Annotated in this window: 18 protein-coding genes and 1 pseudogene; 4 read left to right on the forward strand and 15 right to left on the reverse strand. The window is 64.1% G+C overall.

Annotation, left to right across the window (positions count from 1 at the left end; translation table 11 throughout):
• Nucleotide 1: 1 nt before the first annotated feature.
• Nucleotides 2-1,291 (reverse strand): outer membrane protein assembly factor BamB family protein, encoded by a 1,290-nt coding sequence (locus RYH80_RS19615; protein ID WP_370905794.1) that lies wholly within the window; start codon nucleotides 1,289-1,291, stop codon nucleotides 2-4.
• A 154-nt stretch (nucleotides 1,292-1,445) separates the two neighbouring features.
• Between RYH80_RS19615 and RYH80_RS19620 the strand changes: the two genes are divergently transcribed.
• Nucleotides 1,446-2,558: an outer membrane protein assembly factor BamB family protein gene (locus RYH80_RS19620; protein ID WP_370905796.1), complete on the forward strand. Its 1,113-nt coding sequence runs from the start codon at nucleotides 1,446-1,448 to the stop codon at nucleotides 2,556-2,558.
• A gap of 28 nt (nucleotides 2,559-2,586) precedes the next feature.
• Here the strand turns inward: RYH80_RS19620 and RYH80_RS19625 are convergent, their stop codons facing one another.
• The 7 genes and pseudogenes from RYH80_RS19625 to RYH80_RS19655 all read right to left on the reverse strand — a co-directional run.
• Nucleotides 2,587-3,654, reverse strand: coding sequence for a hypothetical protein (locus RYH80_RS19625; RefSeq protein WP_370905798.1), 1,068 nt, complete (start codon nucleotides 3,652-3,654; stop codon nucleotides 2,587-2,589).
• Nucleotides 3,655-3,762: 108 nt separating this feature from the next.
• On the reverse strand, nucleotides 3,763-4,335 hold the full coding sequence (locus RYH80_RS19630) for a hypothetical protein (protein ID WP_370905800.1): 573 nt from the start codon (nucleotides 4,333-4,335) through the stop codon (nucleotides 3,763-3,765).
• Between the two features lie 122 nt (nucleotides 4,336-4,457).
• Nucleotides 4,458-9,008 (reverse strand): HEAT repeat domain-containing protein, encoded by a 4,551-nt coding sequence (locus tag RYH80_RS19635; RefSeq protein WP_370905802.1) that lies wholly within the window; start codon nucleotides 9,006-9,008, stop codon nucleotides 4,458-4,460.
• A gap of 3 nt (nucleotides 9,009-9,011) precedes the next feature.
• Nucleotides 9,012-10,901, reverse strand: a complete 1,890-nt coding sequence (locus RYH80_RS19640; protein WP_370905804.1) for a VWA domain-containing protein — start codon at nucleotides 10,899-10,901, stop codon at nucleotides 9,012-9,014.
• A gap of 5 nt (nucleotides 10,902-10,906) precedes the next feature.
• Nucleotides 10,907-11,842, reverse strand: coding sequence for an ATP-binding protein (locus tag RYH80_RS19645; RefSeq protein ID WP_370905806.1), 936 nt, complete (start codon nucleotides 11,840-11,842; stop codon nucleotides 10,907-10,909).
• A gap of 232 nt (nucleotides 11,843-12,074) precedes the next feature.
• Nucleotides 12,075-12,632, reverse strand: coding sequence for a metallophosphoesterase (locus RYH80_RS19650; protein WP_370905808.1), 558 nt, complete (start codon nucleotides 12,630-12,632; stop codon nucleotides 12,075-12,077).
• A 276-nt stretch (nucleotides 12,633-12,908) separates the two neighbouring features.
• A pseudogene (locus RYH80_RS19655) lies at nucleotides 12,909-13,118 on the reverse strand (cold-shock protein); the annotation flags it as partial.
• Nucleotides 13,119-13,419: 301 nt separating this feature from the next.
• Between RYH80_RS19655 and RYH80_RS19660 the strand changes: the two are divergent.
• Nucleotides 13,420-14,247, forward strand: a complete 828-nt coding sequence (locus RYH80_RS19660; RefSeq protein ID WP_370905810.1) for a hypothetical protein — start codon at nucleotides 13,420-13,422, stop codon at nucleotides 14,245-14,247.
• An 18-nt stretch (nucleotides 14,248-14,265) separates the two neighbouring features.
• Here RYH80_RS19660 and RYH80_RS19665 read toward each other — a convergent pair whose 3' ends face one another.
• Both RYH80_RS19665 and RYH80_RS19670 read right to left on the reverse strand, forming a co-directional pair.
• The gene (locus tag RYH80_RS19665; RefSeq protein WP_370905812.1) at nucleotides 14,266-15,627 is read right to left on the reverse strand and encodes an outer membrane protein assembly factor BamB family protein; all 1,362 of its coding nucleotides are present in this window, start codon (nucleotides 15,625-15,627) and stop codon (nucleotides 14,266-14,268) included.
• 59 nt (nucleotides 15,628-15,686) lie between these two features.
• The gene (locus RYH80_RS19670) at nucleotides 15,687-16,325 is read right to left on the reverse strand and encodes an outer membrane protein assembly factor BamB family protein (RefSeq protein WP_370905813.1); all 639 of its coding nucleotides are present in this window, start codon (nucleotides 16,323-16,325) and stop codon (nucleotides 15,687-15,689) included.
• Between the two features lie 130 nt (nucleotides 16,326-16,455).
• On the opposite strand from RYH80_RS19670, the gene RYH80_RS19675 reads away from it, so the two are divergent.
• Together RYH80_RS19675 and RYH80_RS19680 are read left to right on the forward strand one after the other, a co-directional pair.
• Nucleotides 16,456-17,535 (forward strand): FHA domain-containing protein, encoded by a 1,080-nt coding sequence (locus RYH80_RS19675; RefSeq protein ID WP_370905815.1) that lies wholly within the window; start codon nucleotides 16,456-16,458, stop codon nucleotides 17,533-17,535.
• Nucleotides 17,536-17,656: 121 nt separating this feature from the next.
• Nucleotides 17,657-18,850 carry a protein kinase domain-containing protein gene (locus RYH80_RS19680; RefSeq protein ID WP_370905817.1) on the forward strand — a complete coding sequence of 398 codons (1,194 nt, stop codon included), beginning with the start codon at nucleotides 17,657-17,659 and terminating at the stop codon, nucleotides 18,848-18,850.
• 38 nt (nucleotides 18,851-18,888) lie between these two features.
• Here RYH80_RS19680 and RYH80_RS19685 read toward each other — a convergent pair whose 3' ends face one another.
• Genes RYH80_RS19685 through RYH80_RS19705 form a run of 5 tightly spaced genes read right to left on the reverse strand, consistent with a single transcriptional unit; the run spans nucleotide 18,889 to nucleotide 24,065 of the window.
• The gene (locus RYH80_RS19685; RefSeq protein WP_370905819.1) at nucleotides 18,889-19,437 is read right to left on the reverse strand and encodes a CAP domain-containing protein; all 549 of its coding nucleotides are present in this window, start codon (nucleotides 19,435-19,437) and stop codon (nucleotides 18,889-18,891) included.
• A gap of 33 nt (nucleotides 19,438-19,470) precedes the next feature.
• A complete protein-coding gene (locus RYH80_RS19690; RefSeq protein WP_370905821.1) occupies nucleotides 19,471-20,721 on the reverse strand; it encodes a PP2C family protein-serine/threonine phosphatase in 1,251 nt (416 codons plus the stop codon).
• Between the two features lie 2 nt (nucleotides 20,722-20,723).
• Nucleotides 20,724-22,061, reverse strand: coding sequence for a protein kinase domain-containing protein (locus tag RYH80_RS19695; RefSeq protein ID WP_370905822.1), 1,338 nt, complete (start codon nucleotides 22,059-22,061; stop codon nucleotides 20,724-20,726).
• A gap of 33 nt (nucleotides 22,062-22,094) precedes the next feature.
• The gene (locus tag RYH80_RS19700) at nucleotides 22,095-23,270 is read right to left on the reverse strand and encodes a vWA domain-containing protein (protein WP_370905824.1); all 1,176 of its coding nucleotides are present in this window, start codon (nucleotides 23,268-23,270) and stop codon (nucleotides 22,095-22,097) included.
• 39 nt (nucleotides 23,271-23,309) lie between these two features.
• Complete coding sequence (locus RYH80_RS19705; RefSeq protein ID WP_370905826.1) at nucleotides 23,310-24,065, reverse strand: double zinc ribbon and FHA domain-containing protein; 756 nt, start codon at nucleotides 24,063-24,065, stop codon at nucleotides 23,310-23,312.
• Between the last annotated feature and the right edge of the window lie 92 nt (nucleotides 24,066-24,157).

A 24,157-nucleotide genomic window follows, 5' to 3' on the forward strand; every position in this document is an offset into this window, starting at 1 on the left:
ACTACAGTGCGTGGCCGCACTCTGGGCAGAAGTCCGGAGCATCGTACTCGTCGAGGTTCGACTCACAGTCGGGACAGGTGCTGTGGGACGGCGCGAACACACGTGTTCCGTCGACGTCTGTGAGTGCGTGTACCGCCGATTTGGTCCCGACGTACAGGCCGGGATCGGCTCCAGCGAGCGCCGTGATCGGCGCGTCCGGTGTGTAGTCGAAGAGTTCGTTCCCGCGGTGATCGAAGGCGAGCAGCGAATCTCCCGCCACGACGTACACGACATCCCCGACGGCGATCGGATCAGGTTGATCCGTCCGTCCCCCATCCAGGTCGACTGTCCACTGGTCGGAACCGTCGTGATCGACTGCAGTGAGGGTCTCCCCGCGTCTGCACGTGGAGACCAGTCGGTCGGTCGTAACGACTGGGGCGTGGTCTGCGACACAGTATCCGGACGACCAGTCGGGTGTGTCGAGACCTCGCGACAGATCGCACCGAAACAGGTCTTGTCCTTCGAACAGACGGGTTGAGATTGCATCTCTGTACCGACCGAACAGTACCTCCTCGTTCGGAACGATCGGTGGATCGAGATCACCCATCTCTGTCAGTTGCCCGACGACAGAGTGCGCCTCGACGATCGACACGCTCTTCGGAAACCACTCGTCCCCAGTCGGGACGTACACCCGTGTCCCGTTCTCGCCAGCTGTCGGGTTGACTCGGCCGGCACTGAGTGGGGAGTACACCGAGTTCGAAATCCGAGGTGCGCGCAGGGACACGCCGGCAGACCGATCACCAATCGGAAGGACTTTTACACGGCGGTCGTCGGTCTTTCCGCTGCCGACGACCGCGTAAATGTATCGGGAGTCCGGTGGGTGACAGAGCACGGACGAGGCCGACGTGTCGACGGTAGCGTCGGTCGTCCGTACGACCTGCCCCCGGTCGCCGTCGTCTCTGAGTTGTACGATTCCATCACTGTGGGCGAGGAAGACGACCGCGTCCGCTCCATCGCACACCCCGTCGGGGACTGCCGGGCTCGAGTCGGGGAGAATCGTGAGCCCAGCCTCCGGAGCGTGGTCGGTGTACCGCCAGCGCTGTTGGCCCGTCGCTGCATCGAGAACCGAGAGCCCGTCACTGCGACCGACGTAGACACGTTCAGCGGCAACGCGGATCATATCCGGGAGTACCGTTCCCCCTGCGAGTTGGACCGTCCACGCCGTCTCGGAACTGGGATCACGGGCAGGGTCGACGCCCGCGAGTGATCCCGTTCGTGCCGGGCCGCCTCGGTACGCAGTCCACGTGTTCACTACCGCCCCGCACTCGGCGCACCGACTTCAACGCTCGGCCAGTCATCAGATTCCGACAGTGGAGCCCAGAGTGCCCTGGAGGACTTCGAATGGGGCTTGAGATGTCAGTGCATCCAGCGATACAGTTAGGTGGGTGGCAGTCGCCGAACCACGTATGCGGCGTGTCCGGATGTACAACTCGACACACAGGTTCGATATGGAGGGGGCCACTGGGCCGACAGCTTCTCCGAACGTCCGGTGGACACACGAGATCCAACGGTTGTCGGACGTGGCGGTGTGGGACGGGCAGGTGTATTGTACGACCGAAGCTGGCAGTGTCTTCGTATTCACTCTGGACGGAGATCCACAGTGGCGCTTGGAGGTCGGTCCAAGACTGGACGGTAATCCTGCGGTCGTCGACGGGACAGTCTACCTCGGACGCGTGCACCCGCGTGGGGAAGTTGTTGCACTCGATGCAGCGACGGGGAGTGAACACTGGCGCTTCGAGACCGACGACGGCGTGCACTCGTCGCCCGCAGTCGTTGACGGCACCGTCTACGTGGGGAGTTTCGACGGGAACGTCTACGCGCTCAACGCAGCCGACGGAGCCGAACGGTGGACCACGAGTGTCAGTTCCTACGAGATCTGGTCGTCCCCGGCGGTGGTGAACGGAACTATCTACATTGGGGGTGGAAGCGACTACGTTCACGCACTCGACGGACAGACTGGGGAGGAGCGGTGGCGCGCCGAGACGGGGGGCGACGTGATGTCTTCACCGACGGTCGTCGACGACACTGTCTTCATCGGAGACGGAAGTGTCTATGCGCTTGACGCAGCGAGTGGAACCGAACGATGGACGTTCGAGACCGACGACGGTGTGAGTTCGTCACCGGCAGTCGTCGACGGTACCGTCTACGCCGCGGGTGGAGACGGCAGCGTGTATGCACTCGACGCCACGATCGGAACCGAACAGTGGTCCCGGGAGATCGGGGACGCCCTGTACGCTTCACCGATGGTCGTAGGTGGCACAGTCTACGTCGGTAGCAACGAACATCTGTACGCACTGAGTGTCGAATGCGGGGAAACACAGTGGCGGTTCGACACGGGACCAGTGACAGACTCACTCGCAGTCGTCGACGACACAATCTACGTCGGTGGCGGCAACGACGTGTATGCACTAGCTGGACCGTCGACCACCGGGACGGAGGCGTACGGTACTACCTCGGGGACAGGAACGAATCACACGACCTCCGACACCGAAGTGTTCGATCCCACGTCGGATTCCTGACTCGTGTGTCGTCCGTCGGCGTCCACAGTCACTCCGGGTCGTAGATTTTCGTGTCGCTCGTGCTGTCTTCGATCTCGGTGTCGTCAGACCCGTCCCACACGACTGTCTCGGACTTCTCGATCGGTTCTGTCTCGAGCGACCCAGACCCAGGGTCGGGATCGACTCGGGTCTCGGCGTCGATCTCGTCGAGCGTTGCTTCGGAGAAGTCGCACGTGTTCTCGTTCGGGTCGTCGGTGAGTGGTTCGAGCCCGTCGACGAACGTCGCCACACGACCCGGATTCACCTGCGCCACTTCGTGAAACGTGTACACTGTGTAGTGACGGACGTACTCGTTTTGATCGCGGAGGCCCACAGACAGTGTCGCGAGGTGATCGAGAACCGCCTCTGGGTCGGTCTCGACGATCTCCTTGACGACGAATGCAGCGAAGTTCCGAGTTTCCTCAACACTGTCCTCGATTCGGGACACGATAGCCGTGAGGTACTGTCGGACCTCTCGTGGGTGATCTCGAGCCACCTCCTTGAACGCCGACATGGCGTAGTGGCGCGTGTACTCGTTCGTGTCGTCGAGTCTGAGTGCGAGGCCGCTTAACCAATCCAGCACGCGGGCGGGACGCTCTTTGGCGAACTGGTTGAGGGCGAACGTGACGAAGTTGCGTGTCGTCTCGTTCGGGTCGTCTAGCAGCGGTGCCAGATCCGAGAGGTATCGTCGAATCTGTCGTGGGTCTCGTTTCGACACTTCGCTGAACGTGAAGGCAGCGTAGTGGCGCGTGTACTCGTTGGGATCGTCAAGCAGCGGTGCCAGATCCGGGAAGTAGTCGGTAATTCGGTTCGGATCTACCTTCGCGGCTTCTTGGAAGATCGCGGCCGCGAGGTTACGGTTCGTCTCTTCGTTGTCGGACAACAGCGGAGCGATGTCGTCGAGGTAGCGACGAACTCGCTGGACATCGTCGTCGGCCACTTGTTTGAGACTGTACAAGACCCCGTTTCGAATCTGCGCGTCGGGGTGATCGAGTGCTGATCGTGCCTCGTCGATGTCGACGGCTGACGGATCGCGCTCGGCCGTGTCAACTATCGACTGTACACGGTCTTTATTCATTGTCACTGTCCCAAACGGTGTACGACCACATTAGTGCTGTCCCGACGTCGAGAGCGAGTCCACGTATCGGCTCGCCGGTCGACCTCGTCACGGGCTCGGTCAGCTCGCTCACGGGAGTTCCCGACCACACTCTGGACAGAACTTCGGGCTGGCCACCGGGGTGAGATCACGACCGCACTCCGGACAGAAATTGAACGTCGCCCACGAGTCTCGAGTCGTATCGCCACTCGACGTGTTCCCGGAAGACGACACCGAACTCTGGGTCGAACTCTCTCCGGTGAACACCTCCGTCTCGGAGTCCGTCTCGGCGCCGAACACTTCCGTGTCTCCACCCTCCTCAGTCGGCTCAAGCCACAGTGGCTCTCCGACTGCCTTTCGATTCACTTCGGTCACGCGACAGTGGAGTTCCTCGACCTCGTCGCCTCCGGCCTCGATTCGCCGAACTGTCTCATCCGGAAGGTGTTCGAACGCGACGTAGTCCGTCGTCGCGTCGAGACACGTAAGCGTGAACCGCTCACCGTCCATCGGCGTCGTCGAACCGAACTCACTGGTGTAGACGACACGGTCGAGTTCGATCGTGACTTCGTCGCCTTCGCTCACGGCGTCGACGAGTCGTTCGTTGGCCGAACTCCGACTCGACGCGAACCACGGGTTCGTGTGGTACTTCGATACGAGTGCCATGGTCAGGAACTCGCCTCGCCGAACGTTCCAGTGCTGTTCACGGGACGTGTGTCCGACGGTCGGAACTTGAACGTACCGCGTCGAGAATGGCGCTCCGTCTCGACTCGTGTCAGTATTCACCCTCAAGCGTCGAACGAGTCGTCCAGTCGGGCGAGTCGATCTTCGTACGGGCCGAAGACGGCCGAATCGACTCCGTGGAGCCGTTCAATTTCCGTCGCGGCGGCATCACGAGTCCACCGGTCACTGTCTGCAAGTACGTCGACGAGTGTCGTCGCGGCACGCTCCCGAAACCGTTCGTGTCGGTAGGCGAGCTGTCCGACGAGGCGGACGGCACTTTCGACTCGCTTCGGCGCCGCGGCACGCCGCTCACAGCGTGTCACGGCAGCACCGAAGACGTAGTCTGCGTCCACCTCTGCGTGGGGCAAGAGGTCGACGAGTGCGGACGCGGCCGGACTCTGGCCTCGCTGTCCACCGTCGGTCGCGTCGATCAGGTGAGCGAGCGCCTCGTCGGCCGCGACGACGTGTGTCTCTCCGAGTCGTGCCAGTGTGTCGATTGCACGGCGTCGGGCCGCCCAGTTGTCGTCACGGACGGTGTCGAGTAGTCGAGACACCCCACGCCGGTGGAGCGCGGTCGATTCGGTGTGCGGGAGTAGAACTCGGAGAACGTCGTAGAACCGCTCACTCCGAGCCGTCGGCTGTGTCGTACCCAAGAGCGCTTCCACGACAGACTCTGAGGACGGCGGGGAGGTACTGTCGACCACAGTGTCGAGGGGGATCGACTCGACACCCGTCTCGGCGGCGAGTAGGTAGCGTACGACCGTCTCCGGCTCCGGGTCTGGCACTCGTGGGTGTCCCGGCCACTCGTCGAGCACCGTCTCGTAACAGTCGACCCCACCGAGTGCAGCGACACGCGCCGCGATCCGTGCGAGTCCGTGGGCGCTCACCCGGCCGCCCGCAATCGACGTGGACTCGGCGAACCGCGACGAGCTGGGTGTCGCACCGTCGAGAACGTCGGGGAGTACCCAGCCGAAGAGTGGTACGCCCTCGACGGCGTGACGGTGACACCTCGCCGCCACACGGAGGAGCCAGTACAGCGTCGATCGGGTCGCACTCGTGGCGTCGATCCCCGAGACGATGGCCTCGTCGTACTCCTCGTGTAACTGCTCCGCGACACCCTCGAGCTGCCGCGCGACGGGGCTCGGTGACGTGTCGGCGAGTGACCGGAGCGTCTGCCCTGCCACACTCCCGATGCCCGCGTCCTCGGTATCGCACAACACGTCGAAGAGTCGACGAACCCACCAGTCGGGTCGCGGGAGTGTCTCCTGCGGGAGTGTCGCAACCGCAGGGACGATTTCGGGTTGGACGGCGTCGTCTTCCCGGAGCCGTCCGACGAGGGTGTCGGACGCGGAACGGAGCGAACCTGGGTCGCTGCGTCCGAGACGTGCCAGTGCGGTGGCTGCCGCGCGTCGGACACCACGTGCGCGGGACGTGAGGTGTCGCTCGAGTGCTGCGACGACTCGGTCCCTGATAGGTGGGTGAACGACTCCGACACGACCGAGTGCGACACAACAGGCGATGGCCACGTGACGTGGTCCGTCAAGTGCGTCCACGAGGGCGTCCACCAGTGAGTCGGTGACCGTGACTCCATCGCCGACGTGGTCTGCGAGTGTTCGAGCCGTCCGCGCACGGACGACATCGTCCGGGTCGCGGAGACGCTCCACGAAGACCCGCGTGTCGACGGCGCCGACGAGAGAGCCGAGAGCCGTCTGGAGCGCACAGAGTGCCGTGTCGCGAGTCGCCGGGGTCCCGAACCGTGCGTACTGAACGAGTGTCGACCCGAGCGTGTCTCCGTCCTGGCGGTCGCGCGTCGCCGGTGACGAGTCGGCCGTCGTCGAAAGATCAGACGGTCCTCGTGGCGCGAGCGTCACGAGTGCACCGAGGACGGACTCACGGGTGACCACGTCCTCGAGCCCACCGACACTCGCGAGGAGGTGTTGCCGGACGTACGGACGGAGCGCGGGGCGTCGAGCCCCGATCGTGACGAGTCGCTCACTTGCCGTCTGTGACACTGCACGCTGCGGCGCAGCCACCCGTGTCGCGAGTTCGTCGACGGTGGTCCGCGTCGCACATGTGGGATCGACTACAGTGTTGTCACCGTGCTTCGGATCGCCGGCCGGCTCCGAGTTTGACCCTCGTGAGTCGACACCCACGGAGCGAGGCCGTATCTCGGGGGAAGCTTGTGGCGGTGTCGTTGAGGACCCACTTGGTGAGTCGACACGGTCGCGAGCGACACGTCGTGTCTCCGCGTTCGGGTGACGTGTCCACACGGCCTCGTCGGTGTTCGGGATCGATGGCAGGGAGCCGGTCGCGCGGAGGAGCGTCGCCGTCACCCCCCCGTCACCGCTGCAGAGTCCGTCTCGGGCTGTGGCGGTCGCAGGGACAGTCTGTGGTGCGTCGGCTGCAATCTCGGCGAGAGTGTCGGGATCGACCGATCGATCTCGGCGTGTCTGTCGGGGTGTGTACGGACCCGTTCGATCCCGACACTGGAGCGAGAGACGTGGGTGTCCCGTCACACACTCGGTCAGCGGTTCGGTGACGTGAGTACGAACGGACTGGAGCGGTGGCAGCGTCACGAGGAGGCGACTGGTGACGCGCGGTTCGTGTGCTGCGAGAAGTTCGAGACACCCCGTCGCCGCGGGTCCCCCGCGTCGTTCGAATACCGAGTGGAGGCGGTCGACAGCTCGCGAGCGTGTCTCGTCGTCGTGACTGCCGACGATGAGCAGTGTTGAGAGTCGTGCAACGAGTCGAGGGGACGCGTCGGACGACTGGATCATCGCGTCGACCACGTCGGTGGGGGGCGGGACGGCTTCCGTTGCTGTCGCGGTGGCTCTCGCGAGCGTCAGTGCGAGCGCTTCGACTGCCTCGTTGTCGGGATCGGCGGCGTCGAGGAGCGACGGTGCCGCAGCCGCGACTGGCCGTGGTGCCACCCTGACGAGTGTCTGCAGCGTGTCGACGCCACTCCCAGTGGACGACTCCCCGGACAGAGCCTCGTCGACGAGACTGTCGAGTCCGTCGCCGTCGTCGGGCTCCGTCTCCGAGCGTAGCTCCCGGGCGACGATGTCACACTGCACCGCTGTCGCGCGTTCGAGACGGTCGGCGTCGATCCGATCGCAGGCGACCAACACCGACGCGGCCGCGTCCCGCACCTGGGGATCGTACGCGTGAACCGATTGGGCGATGGGGGCGATCACCGGAGAGACGGCCGGAGCGGCCTCGACCAGTGCTTCGAACTCGGACAGGACCCGCCGACGGACCGCCGCCGTCTCGTCCGCGAGCGCGGCCTGCAGCGACCCGATCGCACGGAGTCGACGACGGGGGGTACACCGCGCTACGAGGCCGAGGAGTTGCACCGAGCCGTGTCGGTACTCTTCCGTGTCGGCGTCACGAAGTGAGGTCGCCACGTCGAGGTACCGTGACGGAGTTGGCACGGAGTCACCTGCCCCTTCGACCGCGTCGAGTGGTGCCGGCGCACCGAACGGCGGGCTCGACAGGAACTCGTACCAGATCAGTGCGTCGGTCACGAGCACTGTCTCCAGGTGGTCGTCGGGCAACGCGTCGGCGAGTGCCACGAGGAGTTCGACGGCCGCCACCTCTGTCTCCTCGTCTGTGAGTCGCGTGAGCGCGAGCGAGACGAGTCGACGCACGTCGACCACACGGGGGTCGAGTGTACTCGACAGGGCGTCGAGCGCAGCGCGCCGAACCGCGGGGTCGGAGTCCGTCGTGCGAGCGACGACGTCGTCGATCCGGTCGTGGACGACCGCCGGATCCGAGTCGCCACACTGTTCGAGTACGTCCAACGCCGCATGACGAACGTCGGAGACGGGGTCGTCGAGCAGCGCGGTGATCTCGTCGTGGAACTCGGAGACACGTTCTGGAGCCGGAACACCGAGCCCGTCGTCGGTCGTCCCCGCTGTCTCGGCGAGTGCCTCGACCGCGGCGACACGGACGGCAGGGACGGTGTGTTCGGTGAGCGCGACGATCCGGTCGACACCGGCGAGTCGGTGCGGGAGAATCGCCCCCACTCGTCCGAGTGTCTCGAGGGCAGTCGCGACCGTCGTCGGATCGTCTGCGTCGAGACTCCAGACACGACCGGCGACGACCGGACGGAGCATCGCCGGATCGGCCGCCGCGACCCTCACCACCGCCCACGCGGCGGTCGTCGCCACGTCACGCTCCTGGTGCGAGACGAGGTCGACGAGGCTCCCGAGGACGGGTTTCACGACGCCGGGGGCTTCTGCCCCGATGTCGCCGAGGAACCGAGCGACGAGAGCGAGGTCCAGGCCTGTCTCGTCGGGGGTAGCGAGAGCCGTTCCGAGACGTTCGACCGACGGTTCGAACGCACGTGGACGCCTGACTCCCAGAGCACGGAGCGCCGTCAGTTCGCTGTCCGTGAGATTTCGTCCGGGGCCGAACGACGTCTCGACCGCGTCGGCCACGTCTGCGATCCGGTCCGGCTCGGTGCGTGTCGCCTCAACGAGCGTCTCGAGTGCCCACTCCCGGATCGGATCGGACGCCGCGTCGAGTGCGTCGATCCCAGCGTCGATCGCGTCGGCAGGGTCGACTCGCCCCGCGGTGAGGGCCGGCAAGAGGTGCGGTGGACGCAGGCGCGACACGGATCACACCCCCGACCCGAACGCCCGTCTGACCAGTTGCCGGAGTGTGTGTTCGAGAGCGTCCGTCTCGGTGTACACGATTCGATCGAAGTACTCGGTGTGTCGTCCCGGCGTCGCCCCGACGTAGACGCCGAACACCGGGAACGTACACTTCTCGAGCGCCGTCCGGTAGGCGTCCGGGTCGTCCGGTTCCCCGTCGGTGATCACCACCACGAACGGCGTCGTCCCCGAGCCACGATCGACACGGTGTCGACAGACCGAGACGGCTGCAGACAGCGGTGTGCCGCCGCCGGTACGGCCGGTCACCAGTCGGTCGACGTGGTCGGCGGGGCGGCCGCCGAACGGGAGTTCCAGACACGGGAATCCTCGCCAGACGGACAGGACGGACGTGTCGACACCGGCGCCGTACAGCGCACTGACGAGTTGTGCGGTGGCCGTCTCGGCCGTCTCGACCTTCGCGCCGTCCATCGATCCCGAGCGGTCGAGGACGAGCAGACAGGAGTAGTCCGTCAGCGTCCCCGACTCTCGGCGTGTGAACACGCGCTGGTTCCCGCGACTCGCCGCCACGAGACGGCGTCCGTCGAGCCGTCCCGTCCGGTGACCACTCGTGTCACGCGGCCGCCGTTCGCGGCGGAGCCGTGTCGCTAGCTCGCGCTCGAGCCGACGAGCACGCCCGACGGCCCGTCGCCAGCGGCCGGCGTCACCACCGTCTTCGTCTGGATCGACGACGATCACGTCGTCGAGATCCGTCGTGTCGTCGTCGATCACCGTCAGGAGTCGTCGAGCCTCCCGTTCGAGTGGGTCCGTCCCAGTGTCGGCGTGCCCAGTCCGCGACCCCGTTCGACGGCGAGTGGCGCGCTGGACGATCTCGTCGTCGAGTGGCCCCGGTGGCCGTTCTGCACCGCCACCGGCACCGTCGGCGTCACCCGTGTGCTTCCACCGTCCACCGCCGTCGGAGTCGCCCTCGACGTGTCGGCGGGCCGACTCCTCGTCCGGGAGACCGGTGGCCGGCGCGGCACGCCAGTCGGAGACAGCACGGGCGTCCGGTGGCCGCACGGGAGCCGTCTGTACTCGTCCACTCTGCCGTGGGGGGAGTGACACGAGGCTGTCTCTGACCCGTCGGAAGAACTCGTGTGCACGCTCTACCCGGCGCGTGCCGTCCGGCTCGGAGAGCATATCTACGACGAAGTCATCGATCGCGGGGGCGAGCGATGCGACCACGTCTCGCCGGTCCCCGTGGACGACCCGCGTGTCGACCGCCGGATCGAGGAGTTCCGCGAAGCGGCCGCTGTCGACGAACCCCCGATCGAAGAGGCCGACGGTGACTGCTTCGAAGACCGTGTACGATCGTCGCGGCCGCCCGTCGGCGGTCGTGAGGTCGAACAGATCGACGTACTCCGTGTGTCGCCGATCGGCACGTGTCGAGAGCACCGTGCTCAAGAGTCGGAAGTCGGCGGCCACCTCGAACTCGTCCGCGATCTGTGTCTCGACGGCGACGTCTTCGGCGGCGTTGTACACCGTCCGGAACACCTCGCGCCACCGCGGGTCGACCGTCTCCAGTCGCTCCCCGAACTGCTCGAACGCGGAGTAGTGGACGTGACCGAGTTCGTGGAAGAGAAACGCCACTTGGATCGCGCGATCCCACAGCGCCGGCGGAACTGCAGAGCCGGGCTGCTCGTACTTCTGTGTCGGAACGACGATCTCGTACCCGTCGGTCCCGTCCGCCGGCCGTGCGAGCGCGGTGTCGTCGTCGAACACGACACTCACACTCGTGTCTCGGTCGGTACACAGCGAGGCGAGCCGTTCGAGTTCGGTGCGGCGCTCCTCGGACCCCCGTGACGGTGTCGACAGGGCCGTGAGTTCGGCGTGGGTCGTGTCGTCTGTCAGGTGCACGACTGTCACAACCGTTTGTCGACGAGCGTTCGGACCAGCGACTCGTCGAACTCGTCGACGCGGGCGACCAGTTCACTCCGGGCGGCTTCACGGAGTGTCATGAAGTCGTCCTCGACGAACCGGGCGATCCGGACCAACTCCCGTGTCGTGACCGGCGTCGACAACTCGCCGTCCACGTATGCTTCCCTGAGTCGCCCGGCAAACGACACGAGATCCCGGACGTCCGACTCTCGGCCACGGTCGAGGTCCGTCCGGTCGAAGAGCAGTTCGACTTCGACCGCCTCCGGGAGGTACGAGAGTTCGACGTGTCGGAACCGATCCTCGAATGCGTCGTTCAGTTCGTACGTACCCTGGTACCCTGGGTTCGACGTCGCGACGACACGGAACTGGTCGTGTGGCGTGATCTGTTCGCCGGTCTGTGGGATCGTCAGTGACCTCGTGGCTCGCTGTTCCATCACGGCGTTGAGTGCGGCGACCGTGTTCGCGTCGGCCGCGTTGATCTCGTCGAGCAAGAGCACCGCACCCTCTCGAACCGCACGGGTGAGTGGTCCGTCCACCCATTCCGTGATCGTCTCGCCGCTCTCGGAACTGACGAGGTGGAGGTGTCCGACCAAGTCCTCTCGGTACGTCGTCTCCGAGAGCGTGACACGGTACAGTGGCCGGTTCGTCATCGCGCAGAGGTACCGTGTGAGGAAACTCTTCCCGACACCCGGTGGTCCCTTCAACAGGACGTTCATCCCGAGTTCGAGCGCGTGCGTCACGACCTCGACATCCGTTCGGTCACCGGTGACCTGTCGGTGGTAGTACGCGTCGGCGTCCAGGTCGGGAGTCTTCTCGTGACCGCTGTCGGCCAACACGGTCAACCGACCGAACTGCTCGTCCGTCGGGTCGCCGGCGACGGTTCGATCGCCGATCGTGTGGTCGGTGTCGTCTCGTGTCATCGGTGCGTGTCGGACGTGTGCCGCGACTGTCGGAGGTACTCATCGACGGAGGCTCCCGCAGGGCGACGGGACAGTGACGACGGACGCCGCCTCGACGACTGACAGTACGAGGACGACGAGCGAGTCAGAGTGATACCTACTGGTGTGGTGGCGACTGTTATAAGTGTCCGCCCCTCGCGACACCACCTCTCGCCGTCTCGGAGCGACCCCGGCCGAGGGGACACGCCGGGGCTCACGAGTCGAGCTCCGAGAGCGTCTCGACGTGCGCCTCGTCGGAACACTCCTCGAGTACGTCCGTCAGGGCGTCGAGAGCGAGCGGCTGGAAGCCGGTCACGTCGACACCGACGTTCACACGCCGAGCGGCGGCGTCGATCAGTGGGTAGGTGGCGAGGTCGTTGTTGTGGTGGTGGCCGTGGATCACCCACCCGTCCCACGAGTCCGGCGTGTCCGCCGGTCGGTGAACACAGAGGAACTGGTAGTCGTCGTGCGAGAGCAGGCAGTGGTCGACGACCGGGCTCGGCGCCTGTCCGTCGGAGAGCCCGATGTCGTGGTTCCCCTGCACGAGGAGATCGACACCGAGTGCCTCCATCCGGTCGACGACCTCGTGCCCGTCGCGCATGTCCATCGCGATGTCTCCCAAGTGGACGACCGTGTCCCCCGGATCGACGACCTCGAAGTGTCGCTCGACCAGCGTCCGGTCCATCTCCCCGACGGAATTGAACGGTCGGTCGCAGTACTCGACGATGTTCGCGTGACCGAAGTGGTGGTCGGAGACGACGTATCGAGCCACACCGGCACGCACTGACGACCGACGCCTAAATGCACCTCTCCCGTGACACGGTGACACACGGGTCGTGAGACTACCTCTCGAGTCGAATTACAGCTCGTGTCCGCAGTAGCTGCAGAAGCTGTCTCCCGGTTGCGCGGCGATCCGTTCGCCACAATCGGGGCAGAAGTTCGGCGGCTCCGACTGATCGTCACCCGCCCCACTCGTCGACGCGAACACCTTCGTGTCGGTATCGGACGAGTTGCCCTCTACCTCGTCACCACTGTGTCCACTCTCGTCGATTCGGCGTAGACTACTCACTCGTGGTCCCTTCGCTGCCCTCTCGATGTCGAATGCGACAGACTGTCCCTCCTCGAGATCTGGGCCTTCGATGTCTTCCATGTGGAAGAACACATCCTCGTCGACCTGATCACTCTCGATGAACCCGTACCCACCGGTGTCGTTGAAGAAGTCGACGGTGCCTCTGGCTTCGTGCGACCGTTCTGACATACCACACGCTACACTCATACGTGGTATAATCCCATCGGCCACACCTCTACCCCCAGATATTTCCGATCTCATACGCCGTTCGTCCGTCGTTGTCAGTCAGAGTCGTCACTCTTGTCACTTCACGTTCACTTGTAGACGGGGCTATCCGACCGAGTAGAGCAGACACGAGCGGACCCTCAGGAGAGATACAGTTCCTCGTAGTTTCAGTCTCTCTACGATTTGGAGGAGACACCTGTGTCAGTGAACGTCGTCGTCCGGCAGCGCCACACCTTTATCTGGGTCGGTTGACCAGTTACGACGAATGATCACAGTCGACGGTCTCAACGTCGAACGAGACTTGGGCGTCGTCGAGCAGGACGTCGAGGTGTCCGGTGCGAACACGTCGGTGACGTGTGAGATTCCCACACTGCAGTCGGTCACGATCACGGTGAGTGGCACGAACGCGGCGCTGTTCGTCGACGGCGAGGGCTCTCTCACACTCGAGTTGACCGGTGCGAACAACACGGCCGTCGTCGCGCCACAGATCGACGCGGCGGTGAGCGAGTCGGGGGTCAACACCGAAGTGCTCCGGATGCCAGTCTCCGGGGCGACCGTCTCGGGTCACCAGACCAGCACCAGTCGATCCGTCTCGGTGGACGTTCGCACCGACGCCGACTCGAACGTCGACGTGCAAGTGGACGGGCCTTCCGACGCCGACGTGGATGTCGACTCGATCGTCGACGGACTGACGACTGCAGTCGACGAGTCGTCGTCCGAACGCTCGCCGAGCAGCCGACACACCACCGACGACGATCCCACACGAGACGAGGGGTCCAGCTCCAGCCGTCGATCGACCGACACGACCGGCTCCACCTCGATAGAGACCGGTACGGCCGACTCCACCGCGACAGAGGCCAATACCACCACGACAGAGACTGACCCGACGGCGGACAGTGGAACGGACGTGTTCACCGGAGACGACACGACCGGAGCCGAGACGGCGACGGACGCGGACGCGCCTCGAGAGACGAGAGTGTTCACCGGGGGCGGCGAGGACGCTTCGGACGAGAATCGCTGTCCTGCCTGTGGTGTGGACCTCCGAGAGTACGGGTCGGTGTCGTTCTGTCCCGAGTGTGGGACGGAGCTGTGAGACGGGTCCAGTCTGCTCTCACCCGTCGATGTCGGTTCCACACTGCGGGCAGAACTGGGCGTTCGGGAAGCCGTCGAGGTCGGCTCCACACGCCGGACAGTAGGCGATCTCTGGACCCGTCGTCTCGCCCGTCTCGAACACCTCCGTGTCGCCACCACCCGCCGAGCTACCGTCGTCGGTAGCGTCGAAGACCGCCGTCTCGGTCGACTGCGGAGCGGTCTCGGTGTCGGTGTACGCGGTGACAGAATCGTCACTGACCGTGTACACGTGCGTGTCGGCGGCCCACTTGTCGGCGGGGACCGCCCACCCTGCGCCACCGGACCCGGGGTCGAGTCGGTGGAGTCGCTGGTTGTCCAGTACGTACACCTCGTCGTGCACGACTTCGAGTCGCCCCATCGTCTCCGAGTGCCAGCGTTGATCGCCGGACTCCGCGTCCAACGCCACGACGCCGTCCGTCTCGACGAGGACGGTCCCGTCTGCCACAGTCACACCACTCGCAGCGTCGGTCTCCCACGTCCACTGTCGTGTCCCCCACTCTCTCGAGACAGCGGTGATGCGGGCCGTGGACTCCCCGGAGATGTCGGTTTCGAAGTACGCGGTGTCGTCGTCGGTGTCGACGTGGTGTGTGAAGTCTTCCCCGTCGTCGAGTGTCCACAGTTCGTTCCCGGTCTCGACGTCGACTGCGGCACTCTCGTCGCCAGTCCCCATCGCAGTGAACAGCGTCGTGTCGGCCAGACAGATGTCGTTCGTGTACCCACCCGTCTGGAACCGTTGGACACCGGTCTGCTTGTCGATCGCCACGGTCCCCGTCTGTACGGCTGCGTACCCCAAGTACAGGTTCGACACGTCCGTCTCTATCGGACCGACAGTTCCCGAGTCACCGGGGACCGACAGCGTCACCAGTCCACGAGTCGGCTCGTACCGCTGCACCTCGTCGTACGTCACGAGATACAGTTCACCGTCCGCTTCGAAGGAGGACCGACAGTCGTCGACGGTCGACGCGAGTTCCGATCCACTCTCTGCGTCGAGAACGGTGAAGTGATCGCCGTCGAGGTCGGTGCCAGACTCGTAGGTTCGAACGCCGACGACCTCACCCGTGGTCACGACATCCGTAACGTCCTGCGCGTCGACGTACCGCCACAGTCTGTCGCCCGTCTGTGCGTCGAGTGCCAGTACGATCCCGTCCGAGTAGAGATAGACTGCCGTTTCGTCGACGTCCCCGACCCGCGTCGCCTCCGTCGTCCAGCGCCGGTGCCCACTCGTCGCGTCGAGACAGTGCAACCAATCGTCGTCGGTCGTCACCACGACCACGCCCGCCTCGTCGTACGGTTCGATCCGCACGACCCGTGCGTCGAGGGTCGTAGTCCAGAGGGAGTCCATAGTAACACCTACACACCCGAGCCGATAAAGCCACCCAGTCTCGGGAATTCGCTGTGAAGTCAGTCTAGGTCGGTTCCACACTCTGGGCAGTACGACGGATCGCCGTACCCGGTGAGATTCTCGCTACAGTCGGGGCAGTAGTCGGAGCCCGGGGCGAAGATCTTGGTGTTCGAGCCACCACTGGTGGTCTCGGCGGTCGGTGCCGGTGTCGTCTCGGGACGATCGACCGCGTACACTCGGTGGTCTCCAGCCGAGACGTACACCGTGTCACCGAGTACTGTCGGCGACGACCGGACCCGTCCCCGCGCCTCGAACGCCCACTGTTCGGTCCCGTCCGAAGCGTCGATCGCGTAGGTGTACCCGTCCGTACTTCCGAGAAACACCGTGTCGTCGACGACGACGGGCGACGAGTAGATGCGACGGTCGGCACCGAACGTCCACTCGAGTGTCCCGGTGTCGGCGTCGATCGCGTACAGTTTCTGGTCGTCACTCCCCGCGTACACCGTTCCGTCGATCACGGTCGGCGCGGGTCGTACGACGTTGTGCGTGTCGTACTGCCACTCCAACCGACCGGTGGTGGCGTCGATCGCGTGGATCGCGTGGTCGTCGCTTCCGACGTACACCGTCCCGTCGGACACGGTCGGAGCGGAGCGAATACGGCCGTCAGTCTCGTACTGCCAGTCGAGAGAGATTGGCACGCGTCTCCCCACGGAGTAGTGGCGGATAAATCCACGCCCGGCGTCGGATCCCCCGCGACTGTGTCGATCTGCCGTCGCGAGGAGGGACACGTCGCAAGGAACTTTGTGCAGCGGTACGACCGGCGTACCCGTGAGCACCGACGGCCTCGATACGAGTGACGTTCCACCGATCTTCGTGAGTAGTCCGAACTACGACGACATGGGTGCGATACTCGACCGACTCGGTGTCGAACACTCACCGGTCGACCCGGTCGATCTGTCGGAACAGGACCGCGGCGTCGTCATGCTCAACTGTTCGTTCTCGTGGGACGACGAGATCGACAGAGACGCCCTCGCGGAGTTCGTCGAACGCGGAAACACGTTGATGGCCTCCGACCTCACGGCTCGAGCGGTGTCACACTTCACGAGTGCCGAGTTCGGGAGCGGTAACTGGGGCGACGAGGTGCGAGCGGAGGTCGTCGACGCCGAACTGGCGGATCTGCTGGGCCGAGAGCAACTCACACTCGACTTCGACACGGCGATCAAAGAGCCGACACGGCTCCCGGACGGTGCCGAGCCGCTCTTACGGGCACGAGACCGTGACTCCGTGATCGCGTACAAGTGTTCACACGGTGACGGGACAGTGGTGTACACGACCTTCCACAACCACTCACAGTCGTCTGCCCTCGAGGACGCACTCCTCCAAGTACTGCTGATGGTGCCCATCGCAGAGTCGGCCGGAACGACGGTCACCGACACCTACACCACGGTTGTCGCGGACGTCGACGAGACGACCGCGGACGACGACACACGACTCGTCGACCCAGAGACGGAGACGATGACGGAGGTGTACGGACAGACCGGAGATCACACCGAGACGCAGGTTCACACGCACGAGACGGCGACGACGATCTATCTGACCGCACAGCGTGGTGGCCGAGGGACAGTCACTCGGGACCTGCCACCGGGGGCGACTGCGACCCTCGGCAGGAGTGCGTTCGAGTCGGTCGTCGACGACGATCACCTCCCGTACGTCTCTCGTGAACACGTCGAACTCTCGAACGAACGTGACACACCCGCTGGAACTATCTCCCTGCGGGACGCGGACAGTGCCAACGGCACGGCAGTCGACGGAACGGACCTCCGAGACGGGGAGAGACACACTCTCGAACAGGCCGACCGTGTCACGCTCGCCGACAGTCGCGTGAAGTTCGTCGTCCAGTACGACTGAGCCGACCGATCAGCCGAACGCGACGGACGGGTCCCCGGACGAACTCCCCCGTCCGCGTGGAGGCGGTCGACGGCGACCCGGGACGTGACGACCACAACGAGTCGATTCCGAACAAACACACATGTCCGAACACACACCACGGCGGCGACGTGTCGGTGACCGGTTTCGTATCACAGAGTGGGCCGGGAGCGGCGGGTTCGCAAACGTCTGGCGTGCGACGGACGAGGAGGGTGGTCCCGACGTGGCGGTCAAGTTCCCACGGTACGACGGGTCGAACGACCGGAGCATCGTCGAGGACCGATTCGAGCGCGCGTACCGGACACTCGAGAGCTTCGGAGACGGGGTGCACCCGACCTCACTCGTCCACTTCGTCGACGGACGACGCCGCGATCCGATGTACCTCGTGACCGAGTTCGTCGACGGGACCGACCTCTCGTCGGCCACGACGACTCCCGGCACGCGGCTGCTCGAACGGTACGGGCTCCCGATCGTGAGAGCCGTGAGTTTCCTCCACGAGAACGGCTACCTCTATCTGGACCTGAAACCCGAGAACGTGCTGGTCCGAACGACCCACGACCGGCCCGTTTTGATCGACTTCAACACGGCCGAGTCTGCCACGGAGACGGAGACGCTGTTCCACGAGGATGCGTACAAGGCACCGGAGCAACTCCCCGACGGTCGTCGCGACGGTCCGTCTGGGCCGTGGACGGACGTGTACGGACTCGGGAAGCTCTTGGTGTATCTGACGACTGGTCAAACGGTAAAGACGGCCGAGACGCCAGCCGACGGCATCGAGGTGCGACGCCACGATCAAACGGTCCCTGCTGGTCTGGCAGACATCATCGCTGCGGCGACGAGTGCCGCTCCCGCGGCACGTCCACAGACTGCGACACGACTCGCGACAACACTGTACGAGGAACTCGGACGTGACGGCTCCGTCGCGACACTCACCGACGGGCGGAACGGCGTCGCCTGTCCAGTCCGAGCCGGAGACACTGTCGGTCGTGTCGCAGAAGACGATGCACTCCCGACTGTCGCAGTTGCAGATCCACAGCGGTACGTCTCGCCCGTTCAGTTCGAACTCCGTCACGAAGACGACTGGATCGTCGAAGACCAGAGTCTCAACGGGACGTACCTCGACACTGGGTCAGACTGGGAACGGCTCCTCAGCGAAGACGGCTACCGGCGTCTCCAGTCCGAAGCCAGTGTCGACGTTCCAGACGAGCAGCCGTACACGGCTGCCAGGCTCCGTAGCCGACGGGTCCTCACCCCGGTCGACCCGTCGTACTCGATCCAGTTCCAGTTCGACCCTTGACCCCTCGCTTGTGGATACTTCGTGTCCGCGGCGTGCCGTTACGAGAGGACTTGCGTGACGTACACGCAGACTCGTTGACGTTCGTCCGTGACGACCACGCCGATCGCTTCTCGCTCGAACGACGGTTCGAGTAGGTTGTCACGGTGCCCCGGTGACTCAAGCCACCCGTCGACGACGGCTGTTGCTGCCGTCTCTTCGTCTGTACCGACGGGACGGGGAACATACCGTTTGACAGCCAAGTTCTCACCAGCCCGTGTAGATTCCAGCGTGGAATCGAGCGTTGCTGTCCCGCAGGCTGGACAGTACGCTGGGGCTGCGAAGCGACGGAGATCACTACTACAATCGTGGCAGAATCGCTGACCGGTCCCCTTCGCAATCAAGTCGTAGTCAAACATGTCGAGTCGTTCCGAGAGGTCTTCGCCGTCGGGTGCCTCGTGGAACAGTTCTCCCTTGGCGACCATCCGTCGACTGTGATACCGTGCGACTGGACGGAGGTCTGGGTCGTACGCGACACCACGACGCCCGTGTCGTTCGCGTGTCTCGTTGACCGCCGCGTGAACACGGCGCTCGAGTCGTGTCCGATCCATCGGTAGTCACGCCGCTGTCGTCACCAACACACGTCACCGCACGACCGTATCACGATCCTCCAACGGCGTTGTAGGGTCGACGGCACGTGTCGGGAGTCCGCTCTCGTCGGGGTCTGGTGCGGCTGGGAGTTTGTCGTCGGAGACCAAGACGATCGAGATGTTGTCTTTCCCACCTTTCTCGTTCGAGAGCGTGACGAATCGGTCGGCTGCGTCACGGAGTGTGTCAGCCTCGAGAACCACGTCGCGGATGAGCTCGTCGGTGACGACAGCATCGAGGACCTCCTCGGCGACTTCTGGGTCGTGATCGGAGCCGACGTAGCGTCTGTAGAGTTCCATCGCGTCGGTCTGTGCGTCGATCAACCCGTCGCTGGTCAGCAGGATCTGATCCTCGCGGTACAGAGGGACGGTATTCGTCTCTACGTCGCGTTCGGCACGTGCTGCCGCCTCGTCGATCGTCGTGTCCGCGCCCCCACCCAGTGCACTGGAGATCTCGTTGCCCTCGGGGTGCACGTGCGCCTCAACCGCGTCGATCCGTCCCTCGTCTTCCCACCGTGTCACCTTCGCGTGGTCTTTCGTCAGCGCCGCGATCTCCTCGTGACTGCCGTTGACCACGTACAGGCGACTGTCGCCGATCCAGCCGTAGTGGAGTTGTCGCCCGATTTTGACACCGACGACGAGCGTGGTGTACAGCCCACCCAGATTCGCCTTGCGGGCGTACTCGACGATCGCCTCGTTCGCTGCGACGGCCGCCTCCGTGATCGCAGTCTCGAGTGCCGCCGCATCTGGTGGGTCACCGAACGCACCCTCGTCGACGTCCAAGCCGAACCCGTCGGTTCGTCTCCGACAGGCGCGGTGAACGGGGCCACTCAGTTCTTCGGTGACGACCGTCGTCGCGATGTACGAGGCGATATCCCCGGCCTGTTCACCGCCCGCGCCGTCTGCCAGCACGAAGATTCCCGCGTCCCTGTTTCGTGGCCGAGTCTGGCGCTCGTCACCCACCGTGAAGACATCTGTCGCCTCGTTCTCGACCCGCGACTGGTCTTCGGCTGTGGGCTCGTCGCCACTCGTCTCGGCCGTCTCGGTTGTGTCGTCGGGAGTGTCACGAGGACCGTGGACGGTCGGTGACGCTGCAGCAGTGTCGTACGTCGGGGACACGTCGGTTCCGGGAGGACTGAACCCCTCTCTGTGCCCGCCTTCAAGCGTCGTGACCGCGACGCTGTCTTCGTTGATCCCGTCTTGCGACCGCTTCCTGTCTCCAACGTCGTAGGTCGTAACGTAGTGCATCGTTAGGCTACCTCCTCGAATTTGAACGTGACATCGTACGTCGTGTCGACCAACTTGATGACCGCACCGTCATTGATTTCCAGCGACTCGGGTGGGACGTTCCCGTGTCGGTCGGTCGGATCATGGCCTTTGTTCTGGAGTCGGCGGCGACCCTGTTCACAGAGCACCCGTTGCCACCCGTTCCCGTTCTGCACGTAGGTGCCGTTGAGGCTCCGGTCGCGGAGCAACCACTGATCACGCCCCGTCGTGTCGAGCTGTACCTGCACGGCGGAGATGAAGTTCTTATCACCTGGATCGTCGATCGTGATCGTCGCGGCGGGACCCTCGGCTCCCTGTCGACCGATCGTGTCACCCGGGCTGATGTCGTACGTTCGGCCCGTCTGGTCGTGGACCAGCCGTGCTTGCTGTGGTGGCTCCGGCGTCTCGTTCTCAATGACGGTCGCGAACACGTTCGCATTGCTGTAGCGACGCTCGTAATCCTCGGCGGTCGCTCGTTCGACGATCTCACCCAGGTACTCGTTCGACGAGCGCAGAGACACGTTGAAATCCTCCGGGTTCGCCCCGTCTTTCGGTGGGATCGCACTGTCGTCGGCCAACAGGTAGTGGAGGATTTTCCCGAGTGAGTAAACGTCTGACCACGGACCTTGACGTAGATGGGCCATATCCTCTGTCGACTCGGGTGGTTTGTAGGTGTCGCGTGCACCGCTCCCGACGACCGTGTCCATGCCGCCGGTCAGGTCCTCGTTACAACCTGGACAGACGTAGTCGCTGGTCCCGAGTTGACGCCCACAGTTGGGACACGTCGGCGTTCCCGTGACTGTTGTGTCGAACTCCTTCGCGGTGTTGAAGTCAATCAGCTTCGGTTCCCCGTTCGACTGGATCATCGCGTTGTCGGGCTTGAGGTCTCGGAGGATGATCTCGTTCCGGTGGAGGAACGCCATCGCGTCGGCGAGGTCACGAGCGATTTCACGGGCCTCCGTAACAGACACGGACAGATTCTCGTCATCCAACTCGTCACCCTCAACGAGTTCCACAACAGCCAACTGTGTCCCCTGTACCGAGGTCGCCGTCTCTAACTCGATGATGTGCGGGTGGCCGCCAGCGTCTTGCACGCCGCGGAGTGCCTCGATCTCGCGGCGAAACATCTGCTCCATCGTCTGCTTGGCCCGCCGGTAGTTGTCCGAGTCGAACCGGAGGTGTTTGATCGCGACCCCCTCGTTAGTCCGTTGGTCGTACCCCTCCCAGACCTTCGCGATTCCACCCTCTCCGAGGTGACTTCTGACCTCGTACCGGTTATCGATCACGTCGCCGGGTGTGGGTTCCCAGTTGTTGTCTGACATGTGTCCGTGTTCGCGAGTGTCCACTCGGGGACGTTACAGCCGGTCGCCGTCGTCGATCTTGGTCGCCCCCGACTGTTCCGCTCGACCACCCTCGGCGACTTCCGTCACCGTGTCTTCGAGGTCGTCCAAGTTCGCGGCGTCATCACCGTACTTGGTTCGCATGTTCTCGACCTGCGTCTGTGCCTCTTCGACGTTCCCTCGACCGGCCTCGATCCGCGTCCGTACCTCGTCGAGCCCGATACTCACGTCCTCACGGCGAACACCCAGCTTGTCGTTGTCCTCGGTGTACTCCACCGTGATGTCGTCTTCCGCAGTCTCGCCAGCTGCGTTCAGCGTCACGTCGGCCAACGTCACCTCCTCCCCGGGATCGTGACCCGGGGCTCTGATCTTCATCCGGACCTCTTGATCCTCGCGATCTTTGAGGTCGGGGAGCTTGACGACGGCGAGGTTGTCTCCCTCGTACTCTACGTCTACCTCCTGTACCTGCGGGCGTGCCCGGTACACCTCCGTGAACTCGACTCCCTCTGCGATGTCCATCCGCAGTTCGGCGTCGGTTCCGACGACCGTCGCCGCCTCTTCGACACCGCGGCCGAGGAACTGTTGAATCTCGCTCGCCTGCTCAATGTGTTCCCACTCGCCACGGGCTACAGTGCCGAGCGTCCGGATCGTCTCCATGTTGTAGTCGGAGCCGATCCCACCCGCGCGAATTCGAATACCACTCTCGTCGATCCGTCGGGCCTGCTCGTCGAAGTCCTCAGGACCACGACGATTGTCTTTCCCGTCGGACAACAGCAGGATCCGCTTGGCTGTGTCGGGACCGCCCGGGAGCGAGTCGAGTTGCTCCTTGGCCTGCTCGAGCGCCGCGTAGATGTCTGTCCCGCCACCTGTCGACAACGCTTCGATCTGGTCGACGACCGAGTCACGTGTCATCGATCCGTACTGTTCGGCGTCGATCACGGTCGTCGCCGTTGCGTCGAATCCAACCAGCGTGAGGTAGTCGTCGTCCTCCAAATAGCCGAGGACGTACTTCGCACCCTCGATCGCACGGTCGATCTTCTCGCCACTCATCGAGCCACTCGTGTCGACGACGATCGCGATCTGTCGTGTGGTCGCTCCCTGTTGCCGGCCAGGATCGATCGCGACTTCACCGGTGAGAGCGCTGTCTTGTGGTGGCAGGAATGGTCGGTCGACGTCTGTTGAGATGTTCATGATTACGATTGTGTTGGGTAGTAGTGGTTAGCGAACGATCTACTCCAAGCTGATCTCGCCGGTAGCACGGTCAGAGAACTCGATCGTATCCCCCTCCGTGATACGCCGACGCTCGTCGAGTGCTAGATCCTCTCCGTTGAGCTTCGTTCCGTTGCGACCCTCGTTCACCATGTAGAACTCGCCGCCATCCCGTTCGAAGGTGACGTGTTCGCGGTGAATGTACTGGGCCTCCTCTTCGTCTGCACCGTCACGAACGTACGCAGAGCGGACCTTCCGGCCGATCGAGTCCCCATCCTCTGCTGTGATCTCGACGTCACCGACCTCAACGATCACCCGCTCCGGCGGAACGTGCGTCGTGGTGTCGTCTGGGCCGTCGGTGTCACTCGTTGTGTCGTCGGCTCCGGTGTCCGTCTCGTCGGTCTCGGAGTCACTCTCCAGGCTCTCCCCACAGTAGGGACACGCTGCCCAATCGGACTCGACATCTGAATCACAATTCGGACACGTCGGATCGTCGTCCGCTGCCTCTGACTCTTCGTCGTCGGTCTCTTCTTCGTCGAGTGATTCCCCACAGTCCAGGCAGAAATCCTTGTCTGGAACTGTCGTCCCGCAGTGTGGACACTCGATTTCCTCGGCCTCGCCGATATCGTCGTCCTCCGAAGCCTCCTCGGAACCACTCTCCTCCGGCTCCCATTTCCACTCGCCACACTCTGGGTTCGTGCAGTACCCAGCGGAGGCAGTTGGATCGAATGACTCCTCGCAAATCTGACACTCGACGGTGTCTGGGGTCGAGGACATAACGTCTGCGTGGACATATCGCACATACTAAAAGGTATGTGCCCACCCTCGATTTGCTGGATCGCTGGTTCGAAGAGGGTCCAGTTGCGACT

The sequence above is a fragment of the Halobaculum sp. MBLA0147 genome, from assembly GCF_041361345.1.
Lineage (GTDB): Archaea > Halobacteriota > Halobacteria > Halobacteriales > Haloferacaceae > JAHENP01.

What these genes read in the sequence shown, in the direction of transcription:
- RYH80_RS19660 (WP_370905810.1), top strand. Translation starts at nt 13,420, where the DNA reads ATGATCACAGTCGACGGTCTCAACGTCGAACGAGACTTGGGCGTCGTC.
- RYH80_RS19690 (WP_370905821.1), bottom strand. Translation starts at nt 20,721, where the DNA reads ATGCACTACGTTACGACCTACGACGTTGGAGACAGGAAGCGGTCGCAA.
- RYH80_RS19620 (WP_370905796.1), top strand. Translation starts at nt 1,446, where the DNA reads ATGCGGCGTGTCCGGATGTACAACTCGACACACAGGTTCGATATGGAG.
- RYH80_RS19695 (WP_370905822.1), bottom strand. Translation starts at nt 22,061, where the DNA reads ATGTCAGACAACAACTGGGAACCCACACCCGGCGACGTGATCGATAAC.
- RYH80_RS19680 (WP_370905817.1), top strand. Translation starts at nt 17,657, where the DNA reads ATGTCCGAACACACACCACGGCGGCGACGTGTCGGTGACCGGTTTCGT.
- RYH80_RS19700 (WP_370905824.1), bottom strand. Translation starts at nt 23,270, where the DNA reads ATGAACATCTCAACAGACGTCGACCGACCATTCCTGCCACCACAAGAC.
- RYH80_RS19630 (WP_370905800.1), bottom strand. Translation starts at nt 4,335, where the DNA reads ATGGCACTCGTATCGAAGTACCACACGAACCCGTGGTTCGCGTCGAGT.
- RYH80_RS19685 (WP_370905819.1), bottom strand. Translation starts at nt 19,437, where the DNA reads ATGGATCGGACACGACTCGAGCGCCGTGTTCACGCGGCGGTCAACGAG.
- RYH80_RS19645 (WP_370905806.1), bottom strand. Translation starts at nt 11,842, where the DNA reads ATGACACGAGACGACACCGACCACACGATCGGCGATCGAACCGTCGCC.
- RYH80_RS19665 (WP_370905812.1), bottom strand. Translation starts at nt 15,627, where the DNA reads ATGGACTCCCTCTGGACTACGACCCTCGACGCACGGGTCGTGCGGATC.
- RYH80_RS19625 (WP_370905798.1), bottom strand. Translation starts at nt 3,654, where the DNA reads ATGAATAAAGACCGTGTACAGTCGATAGTTGACACGGCCGAGCGCGAT.
- RYH80_RS19705 (WP_370905826.1), bottom strand. Translation starts at nt 24,065, where the DNA reads ATGTCCTCGACCCCAGACACCGTCGAGTGTCAGATTTGCGAGGAGTCA.